This is a genomic window from [Clostridium] innocuum (assembly GCA_012317185.1).
Taxonomy (GTDB): Bacteria; Bacillota_I; Bacilli_A; order Erysipelotrichales; family Erysipelotrichaceae; genus Clostridium_AQ; species Clostridium_AQ innocuum.
In genome coordinates this window covers 60,633-76,199 of record CP048838.1, presented here as the reverse complement: position 1 = coordinate 76,199, position 15,567 = coordinate 60,633, and the positions used below count along the sequence as shown (strand labels likewise).

At 43.1% G+C, this 15,567-nt stretch carries 12 protein-coding genes, 1 pseudogene and 1 riboswitch; of the genes and pseudogenes, 6 read left to right on the top strand and 7 right to left on the bottom strand.

Annotated elements, in window-relative coordinates; all coding sequences use genetic code 11:
* Positions 1–51: 51 nt before the first annotated feature.
* The 5 genes and pseudogenes from G4D54_00340 to G4D54_00320 form a co-directional block, all read right to left on the bottom strand.
* Positions 52–3,747, bottom strand: coding sequence for a phosphoribosylformylglycinamidine synthase (locus G4D54_00340; protein ID QJA00960.1), 3,696 nt, complete (start codon positions 3,745–3,747; stop codon positions 52–54).
* Between the two features lie 17 nt (positions 3,748–3,764).
* Positions 3,765–4,265, bottom strand: coding sequence for a 5-(carboxyamino)imidazole ribonucleotide mutase (gene purE, locus G4D54_00335; protein ID QJA00959.1), 501 nt, complete (start codon positions 4,263–4,265; stop codon positions 3,765–3,767).
* 186 nt (positions 4,266–4,451) lie between these two features.
* Positions 4,452–4,553, bottom strand: a riboswitch (purine riboswitch).
* A gap of 704 nt (positions 4,554–5,257) precedes the next feature.
* Complete coding sequence (locus G4D54_00330; GenBank protein QJA00958.1) at positions 5,258–5,608, bottom strand: hypothetical protein; 351 nt, start codon at positions 5,606–5,608, stop codon at positions 5,258–5,260.
* 66 nt (positions 5,609–5,674) lie between these two features.
* Positions 5,675–5,857: pseudogene (locus tag G4D54_00325) on the bottom strand (AAA family ATPase).
* Positions 5,858–5,985: 128 nt separating this feature from the next.
* Positions 5,986–6,909 (bottom strand): DUF1848 domain-containing protein, encoded by a 924-nt coding sequence (locus tag G4D54_00320; GenBank protein ID QJA00957.1) that lies wholly within the window; start codon positions 6,907–6,909, stop codon positions 5,986–5,988.
* A gap of 243 nt (positions 6,910–7,152) precedes the next feature.
* Here G4D54_00320 and G4D54_00315 point away from each other — a divergent pair, with 243 nt between their 5' ends.
* Positions 7,153–7,356, top strand: a complete 204-nt coding sequence (locus G4D54_00315; protein QJA00956.1) for a hypothetical protein — start codon at positions 7,153–7,155, stop codon at positions 7,354–7,356.
* A 149-nt stretch (positions 7,357–7,505) separates the two neighbouring features.
* On the opposite strand, the gene G4D54_00310 is transcribed toward G4D54_00315, so the two are convergent.
* Positions 7,506–8,741 (bottom strand): aminotransferase class I/II-fold pyridoxal phosphate-dependent enzyme, encoded by a 1,236-nt coding sequence (locus G4D54_00310; protein ID QJA00955.1) that lies wholly within the window; start codon positions 8,739–8,741, stop codon positions 7,506–7,508.
* 2 nt (positions 8,742–8,743) lie between these two features.
* Positions 8,744–9,829, bottom strand: coding sequence for a chorismate mutase (locus G4D54_00305; GenBank protein ID QJA00954.1), 1,086 nt, complete (start codon positions 9,827–9,829; stop codon positions 8,744–8,746).
* Between the two features lie 457 nt (positions 9,830–10,286).
* Here G4D54_00305 and aroB point away from each other — a divergent pair, with 457 nt between their 5' ends.
* The 5 genes from aroB to G4D54_00280 are packed head-to-tail and all read left to right on the top strand — an operon-like array spanning position 10,287 to position 15,563.
* Positions 10,287–11,300, top strand: coding sequence for a 3-dehydroquinate synthase (gene aroB, locus G4D54_00300; protein ID QJA00953.1), 1,014 nt, complete (start codon positions 10,287–10,289; stop codon positions 11,298–11,300).
* A complete protein-coding gene (aroC, locus tag G4D54_00295) occupies positions 11,297–12,394 on the top strand; it encodes a chorismate synthase (protein QJA00952.1) in 1,098 nt (365 codons plus the stop codon). Before aroB ends, aroC begins: the two co-directional genes overlap by 4 nt.
* Before the next feature lie 44 nt (positions 12,395–12,438).
* Entirely contained in the window at positions 12,439–13,455 is a 1,017-nt protein-coding gene (gene aroF, locus G4D54_00290) for a 3-deoxy-7-phosphoheptulonate synthase (GenBank protein ID QJA00951.1), read from the top strand.
* Entirely contained in the window at positions 13,456–14,718 is a 1,263-nt protein-coding gene (aroA, locus tag G4D54_00285) for a 3-phosphoshikimate 1-carboxyvinyltransferase (GenBank protein ID QJA00950.1), read from the top strand.
* Positions 14,715–15,563 (top strand): prephenate dehydrogenase, encoded by an 849-nt coding sequence (locus tag G4D54_00280; GenBank protein ID QJA00949.1) that lies wholly within the window; start codon positions 14,715–14,717, stop codon positions 15,561–15,563. The genes aroA and G4D54_00280 overlap by 4 nt, the downstream gene beginning before the upstream one ends.
* Positions 15,564–15,567 lie beyond the last annotated feature (4 nt).

Here is a 15,567-nt window from a genome sequence, read left to right as displayed (position 1 = left end):
TCAATTGCTTCTCTTTTACGCATTTTGCCTATTCCTATATAGGTTTTGTTTTTATTTATTTCTGAAGTAGTTTACACCATTCTGGAAAATATTCTGATATTTATCCCCATCAATATTTTTAAACAATCCGTCTTCATAACGCTCACTGTGTCCCATCTTACCGAAGATTCTGCCATCCAAGGAAGTAATACCTTCAATGGCATAGCTGGAACCGTTGATATTATAAGTACCATTCATCGTTGGATTGCCATCCAGATCTACATACTGTGTAGCAACCTGTCCGTTTTCAAACAGCTGCTTAGCAACCTCATCACTAACGACAAATTTACCTTCGCCATGTGACATCGCGATGGAATGTCCCTGTCCCGGTGTAAAGCTGGACAGCCATGGTGATTTGTTGGAGGTTATTTTCGTTGTCGCCATATGGGATACATGACGATTGATATTGTTTCTGAACAGAGTTGGTGATTCCTCACTCAGCTTGGTAATATCTCCATATGGCAGCAGACCGGATTTGATCAGTGCCTGGAATCCATTACAGATACCGAGAATCAGACCATCATTTGCCAACAGTGTCTGCACAGCCTTGTTTACGGAAGGATTGCTTAAGACATTGGCGATAAATTTACCGCTTCCATCCGGTTCATCCCCACTGGAGAAGCCGCCGACAACCATCAGAATCTGAGCCGATGCAATTTTTTCACTCAGCTCCTTCAAACTGCGTTCAATGCTTTCTACATTCAGATTGTTAAAGACATAGATTTCAGCTTCCGCACCTGCGCGCTCAAACTGCTGTTTTGTATCATATTCACAGTTCTGTCCAGGGAATACCGGAATAATAACCTTAGGCTTGTCTATCGTCTTTTTCGCATGAACACGCTCGTTTGCAGTATACTCCGGTGTTTCAATAACACCCTTTTCCTGATCCACTGTCATTGGATACATGGTGTTGTAGCGCTCACACCATGCGGTGATAGCTTTATCGATTGTGATGCATTCCTCATTGATGCAGATCGTGTCGGCATCCGTCGTTTTCCCAAGTAATACAAATGCTTCATCGTAAATCGCTTCACTGCTCTCCACAACAATGCTTCCGATACTGAGATCAAAGATATGTTCGCTTGTCTTCACCTCAACACCGATTTTATTACCGAAGCTCATCTTGCATAGTGCTTCCGCAAGTCCTCCGAATTTCACAGTTGCGGCTGAGCAAATCACGCCTTTACGAATCAGCTCACGCACCTTGGCGAAGTTTGCTTTCAGTTCTTCATAATTCGGTGTTTGATTATCGTTCGGTGTATGCTTTATGTAATAGATATGATGTCCGGCTTCCTTGAACTCCGGTGAAATAATATGCTCTGTTTTTTCCGTTGTGACCGCAAAGGTAATCAAGGTTGGCGGAACATTGATGTCGTTAAATGTTCCGGACATGGAATCCTTACCACCGATGGCTGGAGTTTCAAATGCCATTTCCGCTTCAATCAGCCCCAGCAGTGCCTGCATTGGTTTTCCCCATTTTTCAGGATCGGTATGCAGTCGCTCAAAGTACTCCTGATTTGTCAGACGGCAGGTTTCATAGTTGCCACCCATGGCAGTAACACGGGCAAGTGCTTCAACAACAGAATAGCTGGCACCAAGATACGGAGAGTATAGCGACAGCTCCGGATGATAGCCGTGTGTCATGATGGAGCATGTATTGGTAAAGCCGAATACCGGCAGCTTCTGTACACTTCCTTCAGTTTCCGTTAACTGATATTTTCCGCCAAATGGCATGAGGACGGTTGATTTTCCAATGGAAGCATCAAACATTTCCGCAAGTCCGATCTGGGACGCCACATTGGGCTGCTTCAGGTTTTCTTCCACAGAGGTCACTTTGCTGTGGAATGGGTCGGTATCACTCAGGCCCTCACGGATCAGTACATCCTGGAGTCCGCGGACACCGTTGGTATCCAGAAAATCACGGGAGATGTTTACGATTTCTTCTCCATGGAAGCTCATCACCAGACGGCGCTCCTCTGTAACGACTGCGACAATGCAGGAATCCAGATTCTCTTCATATGCAAGCTGCTTGAATTCCTCAAATTTATCCGCTTCAATCAAAACAGCCATACGTTCCTGTGATTCAGAAATGGCAAGCTCTGTTCCGGATAAACCACTGTATTTTACAGGAACCTTATCCAGGTCAATTCTCAATCCATCCGCAATTTCACCTACTGCGACACTCACACCGCCGGCACCGAAGTCATTTGCCTTTTTGATCAGTTTCGTTGCCTTCGGATTACGGAACAATCTCTGCAGCTTACGCTCGATTGGCGCATTTCCCTTCTGAACCTCGCTGGAACATTTTGTAAGAGAGGTATCGTTATGCTCCTTACTAGAACCGGTTGCTCCACCGACACCGTCACGACCGGTTGCTCCACCAATCAGTACGACAATATCTCCGGTTTCCGGTTTTTTACGCACAACATTTTCTTTTGGTGCGGCGCCTACGACTGCACCTACCTCCATACGTTTTGCGACATAGCCGTCATTGAAGATTTCCTTTACATAGGTAGTTGCCAGACCAATCTGGTTCCCGTAGGAGGAATATCCTGCGGCAGCCCCCTTTGATATGCGGCTCTGCGGCAGCTTGTTTGGAAGTGCTTCTTTAATATCCTTTGTAATGTCTCCGGCACCTGTGATACGCATTGCCTGATATACATAGCTTCTTCCGGACAGCGGATCACGAATTGCTCCGCCGATGCACGTGCTTGCACCGCCGAACGGTTCAATCTCCGTCGGATGATTGTGTGTTTCATTTTTAAACATCAACAGCCACTGCTGATCCTCACCATCTACATCCACGGTTACTTCAATGGAACATGCATTGATTTCATCGCTGATTTCCATATCATCCAGCTTACCTGTTTTCCGCAGATATTTACCCGCGATGGTAGCCATATCCATCAGCGTCACAAATTTCTTATTATCATGTACATCTTTTCTCAGCTTCAGATACAGCTCATATGCCTTCTGTATGGTATCCTGCAGACTGCCTGCATCAATCTTTACATTCTGAAGGATCGTTTCAAAGGTTGTATGACGACAGTGATCAGACCAGTAGGTATCCAGTACCTTCAGCTCTGTCAGTGTCAGATCACGCTCTTCCTCTTCCCTGAAGTATTTCTGAATATGCTGTACATCCGCCAGCGTCATAGCCAGCCCCTGTTCACTGCGCAATGCCTCCAGACCTGCTTCATCCAGATCACGGAAGCCACTTAAAACAGGTACCGGTTCAATCTCCACATCCTCCTCATACCCAAGTACGGCAAGATCCTTTTCTCTCATCTCTACCGGGTTGATCAGGTATTTCTTGACAGCCTGAATTTCTGCATCTGTAACACTGCCCTCCAGAATGACGATACGTCCGCTTTTGATTACAACATCCTGCTTGTTATTCAACAGCATCAGACACTGTTGTGCGCTGTCCGCACGCTGATCATACTGTCCTGGCAGGCATTCATATGCAATGAAGGTTTTTCCCTTCAGATCAATTTCATCAAAAACCTCATCCGTTACTTTCTCACTCAGAACCTTTTCTTTCAGAAGCTCCATGTCATGTTTATCCCCATGGAATACATCATATACGTTATACATCTGTACACCCTGCAATCCTGCAAGATTCAGATTCTGCTTCAGTTCATGAAACAAAGAAGCGGATTCCACCTGAAATGCTTCCTTTTTCTTCACAAATACGCGATAATTCATAGTATATTCACCTTTCCCTATTCCACTTCAATCACGGAATCTTTGATTACTTTTTCTGCCATGGAAGCCTTGAATGCGACCATTTTTTCAGCCATTGCTTCATCGCTTAACGCAAGCATCTGTGCTGCCAGAATAGCGGCATTCTTTGCGCCTGCTTTTCCGATTGCAACTGTTGCGACCGGTATTCCTCCAGGCATCTGGACAGTGGACAGCAAGGAATCCATTCCACCCAGTGCACTTGTTTGAATCGGAACGCCGATTACCGGCAGTGTTGTGCTGGATGCGATAACTCCACCCAAATGAGCAGCTCCGCCTGCAGCCGCAATAATAACCTTGATTCCACGATCCTTGGCACCTTCTGCCAGTTTGATAACTTCATTCGGTGTCCGATGGGCACTTAATGCGTGTGCTTCAAAAGGAATACCGAATTCCTTCAGCTGGTTGAAACAGTTCTCCATTGTTGGCAAGTCGGAACGGCTTCCCATTAAAATACTGACGACAGGTTTGATTTCACTCATTTGTTTTTCCTCCTTGAAATAAAAAAATACATATCGTTTTCACCAATATGTACACTAAAAACCGTTAAATTGTGTAATTGTTATAGCGTATCTTCTTAAGACCATAAGTAAGACCTCCTATAAAAATTATAAAGACGCACCTGCCTGCAATATAAAAAGCAAACAAGTACGTCCCAGAACAAAAAGAAAGAGTAATTGTTTGCTTGTAGCCCGTTCGTTTACGGTGAACGGCTAGAAACTCCCTGACCTTATTACAGGGTATATACAAGCATGTATGTCAATACATGTCTATTTTACTAGAAACCTGATTTTATTACAATAGATAAAGTGAATTTTCTTATCTGATTTTCTCAATTTCGGATTCCTGAGGAAACTACGGGATATGTATGCGGTTTATTCAGAATATAGGCGTATTCTTTTTCATGCTTTGTAACTATATACTTTCAAAATTATCCTATCCAATTTATTTATCATATCGTATTATATCAACTCCATACGCATCCTATATCCATAAAAAGCATTTTCTTGCATCTTTATTATGATAATTTTTGGATCATAAGACGCAATAAAGAGGTTTCAGAGAACATTATAATTTCGACTAACAAATAAGCGATGAAAAATAGCAAACAATTATTTAAAAAAACCGTGAAACCAGACTTTCTAGTTATCACAGCTTTTTTTAATGTAAAGCATTCAAATATCTTTCAAGGATGTAATTACACAGGACTTTTTATGGAATGCTATTCCATATCCTATAATATCTTCATAGCTATCTGCATACAATCCCTCTATATATTTCTGATTTTTGATTTGTTCACAAGCCTTTTCTGCCATCGGCTTTAGGTCTACAACCTGTCAAAATACCTTTTTCTAAAGCATCATTTGTTTTAAGGGCTGCACTAAACACATGCCTGAGAAAGTCTACCATTTCATCATAGTAGCCATTCAAATATGCAGTCTGTAAAGGAACATCACGCCATGGGCGGGCGCGCCTATTCATCAATCAGAATAATGACTTTTTTCTGAAAATGCAGTTGCATACAAATACTGATTTTAAACAAAGCATCCATTAAGTTGCTTATGGTTGAGGTCTCATTTTGATACTGTGTCAACAAATTTTTCTGTGCAGTATTTAACATTGGACTATTCAGCAATTCCGAATTTGCATTAACAATGTCTGAAATTATAAAACTGAATTTCTCAATCTGCATCTTATAATCAGCTCTTTTCATATCCTTTAAGGTGATAAATACAACTGGATATGCATGCTGATGAAGCAAAGCATCACAATCATTTGAAATTTCAAGATTATCAAAAAGATACGCATTCTCTTTCTCTTTCATAGAAAAGAAATAATATAGCACGCCTGGGCGGGCAGCGCCTACTCATATTTAATGTTTTTCCCGCTACTAGCGCGCCTCTTGTCGGATACCAAAGGTATCGCGATACTATTCTGTGAAACCGACGCGGTCTTGTGTACAGTGCAACTTTTTCATTAAGCACTTCCTTAATGAATAGGGTTTTATCAACATAATAATAACCTTCATCTATCATAGTTTGAAGTTCTCTATACCAATTGGCAAACAATTCATTCTCCCTTGTGTGTTTATTATACCACGCTATGAATCACGAACAAAAAGAAAATGGCATGGATAGAACAAGCTATGCAATAGAAACTTCAAGTTAGGATTTCCTTATCATACCTGAAAATATTTTCGTCCTACAGCAGTGAAATCTGACGGATATGCTTATCCTCCCGTATCGTAATCTTGTCCTCTTCATCAAGGTGTCCCAGCAGGACGCTGCTTTGCGGATCATGGAGCTTCATTCTTTCCGCAATCTGTTTTTCATTATAATTGGCATAGCAGTACCGACAGCCGTGCGGACAACAGTTATAATCACCGATATCAACCGTCGGCATGCAGCCACAGACAGATCGCACACCCTTTCCCTGAATATGATCCAAGGAATGCTGTACCAGTCTCTCAAGCTTTTTACGATCCATACAGAGTCCCTTGTGAATATGATAGGGGGAAAGATCAATATCCTCTGCACATGTTTGTACATGTACAGCATAGCGCTCAGCGACACTGCCCAGTGCCTTTCCGACATCCAGCATATCCTGTCGGCGCATTTCCTGTAGCTGCATACGCTTCTGATTGCCTGCCGTATTCTTATACATATCCACAAATGAAATGATAATTGTGTCCACATAGCTCTCCAACTGGCTGCACAGCTTTTCAAATGCCCGCCGATGGTACTCCACGGTATACTTGGGAGTAAGCAGGATCGGGTCATAGCGAACGATTATACGATCCTTTCCCAGTCGCAGTGACATTTCTCTTACCGCATTTACGATTTCCTTTTTGGATGCTACATGTTCCTCGATATCCTCATGATAAGGTGTCAGCGTAATCTGAAACTGATAGGGAAAGGGTACTTCCTCCAGTCTGTTCATCATGGGAATCGGATTTTTTGTACAAAACAGAATACCATCAATATTTTGTTCATTCAGATAAATACGACTGATTTGATGAGGATTGAACGGGTTTCTAACATCCACGAAGCCTTCCTGAAGCCGATTGAAAAACCATGTGCTGTAGAATGCCGGTATATCACAGCGTCCGCTTACAAAAAGTATCATGCTATCCCTCATTTCTTTTCTTATACTATACCATAACCTTCATTCGAACTGCACGAATTTGGTTTCTATGATGTATATTCTGATTTACATATTCCTTCGAATACTGAAAAGATGTGAAAATTGTAAAATTGAAATTATAAATGGTTGGTAAAGCTGCAAAACTACGTCATTATAAGGGTGGAAAAGTTACAGGAAGCTGAGAAGTACTGAACGATAACAATGACTCTGATGAAGGAATTATGTATGGGAATAAGCGTTCATGGTGACTTGTCCCAGACAGACAGACAACAACAGGCGTGTTTGATTTTGTCATATATAACAGCTCCGTATCTCCATGATAGTAATTCAGAAAAGCAGCAGGAAAAAAACGGCACTTTTTACAATGTCTTACCGGATTTAGAAGATGGTATTCAGGATGCAGCTTTTAAAGTCAGAATGCGAAGATAATTACAAAAAGCGATTTACCGATTATATTTTTTGAACTGAAAAAAGCTAAAAAAACGATATACAAAGTGAATACATCGGATTACGAAAAGCGTAAAAGCAGACCGCAATACCCGGTCTGCTTATCTATTTCATGCTAATGTAATATGCTTCTATTTACATGTATCAAGTATTTCCTTCATGCGCTTCGCAAGCCCTCTGCATTTCTCACTGCTTAGGGAGCACACCGCAACACGAATGCCCTTATTTACCTTTACTGTATAAATATGCTGCTTCATCAGGCTTTCGTGGAAAACATCACGCAATGCATTGTCCTCGATTCTCACAGTTACGAAGAAGCCCTCTTTATAAGGATAGTAATCCAATCCGCAGGCATCTGCTTCTTCTGTAAAGATGTCACTTCTCTTTTTCAGAAGCTCCACATACATCGCCTTTTCCTTCATATATGCATCATAATTGGTTGTTGTAACATATGTGAAATTTTCCATAGCAGCATTTGGCACATTGCTCCAGGTAGCTCTGGCCGCCTTCTCAAATACGATTTCCACATCGCGTACGGCTTCCTTTGTCTGTGCTAACAGAATAGCGGCACCACAACGCAAGCCATAGGAGGTCAGCGCCTTGCTGCAGCTGAAGGCAATTACAGCCATAACATTTTCTGAAAAATCATTAAATGTCTTTATATAATTTCGGCAATGCTCTAAATCATAAGAAAAATCAATATAAGCAATGTCATTGAGAAGCACCACCGGCACTTCCTTTCCACATTCGTTCAGGAATGCCACAATCTCCTGCCATTCCTCCATACTCATAGAGTAACCAGTTGGATTATGACATGGATCATTGATTACCAGCAGCAGCTTCTTCTGCGTTTTCATAACCTCACGGCAGGCTTCCTTTAAGGACTCTACATTGAAATGATCTCCCTCAAACAGAGAATAGGTTTTCACCTTCAGATTATCCATGGTCGCCATCAGCCTATAGCTGCCCCATGCGATTTCAGGGAGAATAACTGTTTCCCCTTCATCCAGTATTTCCTGCATGGTGATCGCTACTGCCCCGGTTCCCCCCGGTGTGGCAATCACACTGTGTGCCAGAGTTGAGCCCGTGCCGCCTACGATCCATTCATAAACCTGCTTACGGAAAGAATCATTGCCGACAAAGCTGGCCGCGTAGGCAGCCTTTGTTTCCTTTGCTATTTCGTTATAAGGTGTAAACACGCTGTCAAAGGCAACGATGTTCCCTTCTTCATTATATAAAGAGCCGATGGTCGCATCGACAACCTGCTCTGCACCGATGGCAGCCTTGGCTTCCTTTGCCTTTTTCACAATAGCGAATACTGTATCTTCGATTGGCGCCTTATTGACGTTCTGTTTCACAAAACTCATATTCATCCCTGCTTTCTTTCATCATTTTGATATGCTCCGAGTATCTTTACCTCTTCACATGCTTCCTTTAAATCGTGGATCAGATGCTGTTCCTTTGCATCCTTCAGATTTCCTTCTATTTCCACATAGAAATAGTATTCCCATGGACGTTCCTTTATCGACCTGGACTTAATACTCTGCATGTTAAATCCATACTGAGCGATAATATTCATCGCATGTACGAGTGCACCTGCCTTGTGGTGTGTTGTAAAAGCGAGCGAGAAGCGATTGCCCTGCTGTATCAGCTGTTTACTGATGATGATGAAGCGTGTCGTATTCTGTTCACTTGTATTGATATCCTCCGCAAGTATATCCAGACCATACAGCTCTGCATTTTCCTTCGCGGCAATGGCAGCCTTGGATTTATCATTTTCTTTCGCAACATACTCTGCCGCAAGCGCAGTGTTCGGATATGGTATCAGCTCATAGCCGCGTCCCTCTAGAAATTTCTTTGACTGATATATCGCCTGATCCTTGGAATACACCTGTTTGATATCCGCTAGAGATGCTCCCTTTACACCTAGCAGATTCTGTGATATCTGCAAATCGTATATATCATTGATATATACATCATAACGCATCAGAAGATCCAGTACCTCTCCCACTTCACCAGTATATGAATTTTCAAACGGAATGACTCCATAGGCCACTTCCCGCTCCGTTACTGCATGAAATACGTCTTCAAAGGAGGCATAGCTTTTCTTTCGGTGATCCAAAAACACCCGCTCAGCAGCAATATGGGAAAATGCTCCTTCTGTCCCGGAATAACCGATAAGATCCCGGTTGATGATCGATCGCTGATATTTTCTAGAGATTGCCATCATTTCACTGATAAATTCTATGTAGCTGTCCCTGTATTCCTCACGCTGGATAAATGCTGTATTATGTTCAATAACATACTGTTCTCTTGATGTATCCAAAACCTTCATCTGATGCGCCTGTTTGTAACGGATAACATCTTCAACCGCCTGCATGCGCTGTTCAAAAAGTTTTGCCATTTCCTCATCAATCGCATTGATCCGTTTTCGGGCATCATCCAATAAACTCATAAACTCACCCCTGTTTCCTCAATATTATACAATATTTCCATTTAAGTTCCTATCATAAATCCAAAACTTACATAAATTTATGAAAAGTTTTACAAATTGTGTGCAAATAGTATCATCCAAAACTCATTGTGCTGTAACGGATAGCTATATAGAGTCCTCCTATACCGTCTTAACTCTGTCATCAGCAATAGCGGCATCATGTTTTCATTACATTTTCATAAACTGAAATTATTTTCATAAATTTGTGTTTTTTTCTTGTAATTATGCATAAAGTATATTATCATATTGGTAATTGGAGTGATTTGACCATGATACAGAAAGCATACTTTTATTACTTTGAATAGTCCGTTATAAAGCCATTGAAGAAGTCATGGTTATTTTCACTTTATAACGAGCACACAAAAGCATCTGCGATACACACAGGATGCTTTTTTTTCATAAAAGGGAGGATATTGTTATGAAATTACACGTTGATTTAAAGGAGAACGGATATGACATCCTGATGGAACACGGGATACTGTATCGTTTAAATGACTATATTGATTTAAACCGCAAGGTGATGATTGTTACAGACAGCGGCGTACCGGAGGCCTATGCAAATATCGTACGGGAACAATGTAAGAAAGGGTATGTGCATGTCATAGAACAGGGGGAGGATTCCAAGGACCTTGCCGTCTTCAAGGAAATCAATGAGGATCTGCTGGCACACAAGTTTTCCAGAAAGGATTGTGTAGTCGCTCTTGGAGGAGGAGTTGTCGGTGATCTGGCAGGTTATGTGGCAGCCTCCTATATGCGGGGAATCGACTTCATACAGATACCGACAACCACACTTTCACAGATAGACTCCAGTATTGGTGGAAAGGTTGCTATCAATCTGGATGAGGTTAAAAATATCGTCGGTGCCTTCTATCAGCCGAAAATGGTCTTTATCGATCCGGAAACATTGCATACGCTTCCCAGAAGACACTATATCAACGGCCTGATGGAAGCACTGAAAGCCGGACTGATCTATGATGCCTCCCTGTTTGCATTGTTTGAGCATGGAGATATTGAAAAAGATCTGGATACGATTATTGAAAAAGCTTTGTATGTGAAAAAGAGTGTTGTCGAGCAGGATGAACGGGAACAGGGACTGCGTAAGATTCTGAACTTCGGTCATACCATCGGACATGCCATTGAAAGCTATTATCACCTGAGTGAGTATCTGCACGGGGAATGTGTTGCTTTGGGAATGCTGTATTTTATCGAGGATGAACAGCTGAAGCAGCGTGTTATAAGCGTGTATGAGCGTCTGGGTATCCCCACACATGTGGACTTTGACCCGGAAGCGGTATATCAGCTTTTATGCAGAGATAAGAAAGCGGACGGTGATCATGTAACGATCGTTCATGTTCCAAAGGCAGGAACAGCGGAACTGATAGAAACCCCGCTTGATGAAGTACGTACTATATTGAAAGGAACACAAGCATGAAAAATACATTCGGACATAATTATTCTGTGACAATTTTTGGAGAAAGCCATGGGGAAGCCATCGGCTGCGTGATTGACGGTCTTGCGCCGGGAATTAAACTGGATATGGATTTTATAGCCTCCGTCATGGAAAAGCGAAAAGCAAAGGGCAGAATATCCACACAGCGAAAAGAGGCAGATGAGCTGCATATCGTCAGTGGCTATTTCAATGGTCATACAACCGGTACACCGTTGACGATTCTCATTGAAAATACAAACACAAGAAGTCATGATTACGAAAAGACGAAATATCGGCTGCGCCCTTCTCATGCAGACTATACTGCCAATGAAAAGTATATGGGCTGGCAGGACCATCGCGGTGGCGGTCATTTCAGCGGCAGAATCACTGCGCCGCTGGTAGCGGCAGGTGCAATCGCTATGCAGGTACTGAAGGAAAAGGGAATTCTGATAGGAAGCCATATTCAGAAAAGCAGAACCATAGAGGATATTCCGTTTTCTGAGAATATAGAGGAATTACAGAAACAGATGGAACGTGTCAATACAATGGATTTTGCGGTACTGGATGATACAGCAGCTGCAGATATGAAAGCGATGATAGAGGAAGCGGCAAATGAAGGCGACAGTGTGGGCGGTATTCTGGAGAGCTGTATTCTGAACGTTCCGGCAGGTCTGGGAGAACCGTTCTTCGATTCGCTGGAAAGCACACTGAGTCATCTGTTATTCAGTGTTCCAGCGGTAAAGGGAATTGAATTCGGTCTGGGCTTTGGATTTTCGGATGTGTATGGAAGTGAAGCCAATGATCCGATCACCTATGACAAGGGATTTCATACCGCTACAAATAACAATGGTGGAATCAATGGCGGGATTTCCAATGGAATGCCGATTCGCATCCGTACGGTTATCAAGCCGACAGCGTCTATATATAAGGAACAGAATACGGTGGATTTAAAGACTCACGAAGCAGTGAAGCTTCAGATTCAGGGGCGTCATGATCCGGCAATTATCCATCGGGCAAGAATCGTCGTGGACAGTGTGCTTGCCATCGGCATTCTGGATCAGCTGATGGAGCGATCAGCAACCCTGACAATGAAATAAAAAAAACACCGGCACAGTAACATATATAAGAGGAGGAAGCAGATATGATTATCACAATGAAGAAAAGTGCAACAAAAGCAGATATTGAGCATGTCATGAAGCAGCTGAAGGATAAGGGACTTCAGATTCATGAGAGTATTGGTGAAAACCTTAATGTCTTCGGCGTTGTTGGAGATACATCACAGGTTGACCCGAAGCGCATTGAGGCGAACAAGCATGTGGAAAGTGTTGTCCGCGTATCATCCCCGTATAAGAAGGCAAGCCGGATGTTTCATCCGGAGGATACGATAGTAGAGGTAAACGGCATTCACATCGGTGGAAAGGAAAAAATCGTTGTCATTGGCGGTCCCTGCTCTGTTGAAGGGAAAGATATGATTTGTCATATCGCTCATGAGGTAAAGGATGCAGGAGGAATGATGCTTCGTGGGGGAGCCTACAAGCCAAGAACAAGTCCGTATGCATTTCAGGGTATGGGAACAGAAGGAATTCTCGCGCTTGCACAGGCAAGAAAGCAAACCGGGCTTCCTGTTGTTACTGAGCTGATGAGTGCCGATAAGCTGGATGAATTTGTAGAGCATGTCGATGTCATTCAGATCGGTGCCAGAAATATGCAGAATTTTGACCTTTTAAAGGCTGTTGGAAAAACAAACAAGCCGGTACTGCTGAAACGTGGACTGGCCAATACGATTGAAGAATGGATCATGTCCGCAGAGTATATTCTTTCTGAAGGAAATACGAATGTCATGCTGTGTGAGCGCGGTATCCGCACCTTTGAACCTTATACACGAAATACCCTCGATTTGAGTGTAGTTCCTATTATCAAGAAAAAAACACATCTTCCGATTATCATTGATCCAAGTCATGCGACCGGTGATTGGGAGCTGGTGGAGGCAGCTTCGCTTGCAGCAATCGCAGCAGGGGCCGACGGACTGATTGTGGAGGTACACGATCATCCGGAATGCGCATGGAGTGATGGCGCACAGTCTCTCAAGCCGGATAACTTTAAAGAGCTGATCCGCAAGGGAAAGGCTATCGCAGGTGTAATCGGGAGGGCGATGTAAATGAAAGCCCATATAGCACCATCCATCTGCAGTGGTCATGTTGTCATTCCGCCAAGTAAAAGCATGGCACATCGTGCGATTATCTGTGCCTCTCTGGCGAACGGCACCAGCGTCATAAAAAACGTTGCCTATTCGCAGGATATCAAAACCACGATTGCCGGCATGCAGCAGCTTGGTGCCGATATCCGCATAGAAGCAGATCAGGTTACTGTTACCGGAATCAAAGATTTTACAATAAAGAACAAAGAAGTGTTTTGCTGTGAATCCGGCTCCACTCTTCGTTTCTTCATTCCGATTTTCTCTCTCTGCAATCAGGAAATCACCTTCACCGGTCAGGGCAGACTGCTGCAGCGCCCGCAGAAGGTTTATGAGGATTTGTTCCACGCGCAGGGGATCACCTTCCGACAGGAAGCATCCGGTATCACGATCCGTGAATGTCTGAAATCCGGTGATATTACATTACAAGGTGATGTCAGCTCACAGTTTATCAGCGGATTGCTGTTCACACTGCCACTCCTGCAGGAGGATTCCACCATTCACATCCTTCCGCCCTTTGAATCCAGAAGCTATGTTGATCTCACGCTGCAAATGCTGAAAACCTATGGCATACAAGCTTCCTTCAAAGATGATCTGACCATTCATATTCCGGGCAATCAGCAGTATACAGCATGTGACTATACGATCGAAGGAGACTATTCCCAGCTTGCCTTCTTTGCTGTGCTTGCCGCATGCAATCATGATCTTACCATTACCGGTGTTCATCACGATTCCAGGCAGGGAGATAAAAAAATTCTCTCGATACTGAAGGACTTTGGTGTACGCATTGAAGAGGTAAAAAACGGCTACCATATTTATAAAAGCAGCCTGCATGGCTGTAGAATCGATCTTGCGGACTGCCCGGATCTCGGACCGATCCTAACTGTCCTTGCTATGTATTCCCCGGGAAATACCAATATCTACAATGCAGGCAGACTGCGTATCAAGGAAAGTGACCGCATTGAAGCAATGGAACAGGAGCTGCGCAAATTCGGTGTGGATATTCATTCCACAGAGGATGAAATCTTTATTACCGGCAACTCCTCCTATACCTGTACGAGCGAGCTTTCCTCCCATAATGATCACCGTATCGTTATGGCACTCAGTGTCGCAGCAGCCTGCAGCAATACCTCCTGCATCATTGATGGTGCTCAGGCAATCCAAAAAAGCTATCCTACATTCTTTGAAGATTTACAGTCCATTGGTGGAAAGGTGGAGCTGCTATGATACAGGAGAATACACGATTTCTTATTGTCGGATTAGGTCTGATCGGTGGCAGCTATGCCATGGGCTTAAAGAAAAACGGCTATCATGTTGATGCCATTGAAATCAACCAGCTCAGCATTGACTATGCAATCAAGCATAACATCATCGATCGCGGTTCAACATTTGATATTGACTATATAAAGGAAGCTGATATCATAATAAGCGGACTATATCCAAATATGACGGTAGACTGGATAACCACCTATCAGAAATATTTCAAGCCCGGTGCTCTGATTACAGATGTAAGCTCTGTGAAAACAGGTGTTGTAGAACCCATTCAGAAAATCATTCGCAGGGATGTGGAGTTCATAAGCTCCCATCCAATGGCAGGTAAGGAAGTCAGCGGAGTAAAATTCGCAGACGATTCCATCTTCCATATCGCCAACTTCATTATTCTGCCTACAGAAAGCAATACGAAGGAAGCAGTTGCGACCATGCGCCAGTTTGCCGAAATACTCGGATTCAGTAATATCTCCGAGCTGACCGTTGCACAGCATGATGAAATGATCGGCTTTGTTTCACATCTGACACATGCTATTGCGGTTTCTCTTATGAACACCAATGACAACACCCACCTGGTAGAATACACCGGTGACTCCTTTCGTGATCTGACAAGAATTGCGAAAATCAACGAGAATCTGTGGAGTGAGGTATTCTTTCTGAATAAAGAGAACCTGATTCGGGAAATTGATGATTTCATACAGGAGGTCAATCATCTGAAAGCAACCCTGGAGCAGGATGATGTGGAGGGGCTAAAGGAGCTGTTTATTCAATCTACCGCAAGACGTAAGCTCTTTGACCGATAGGAGG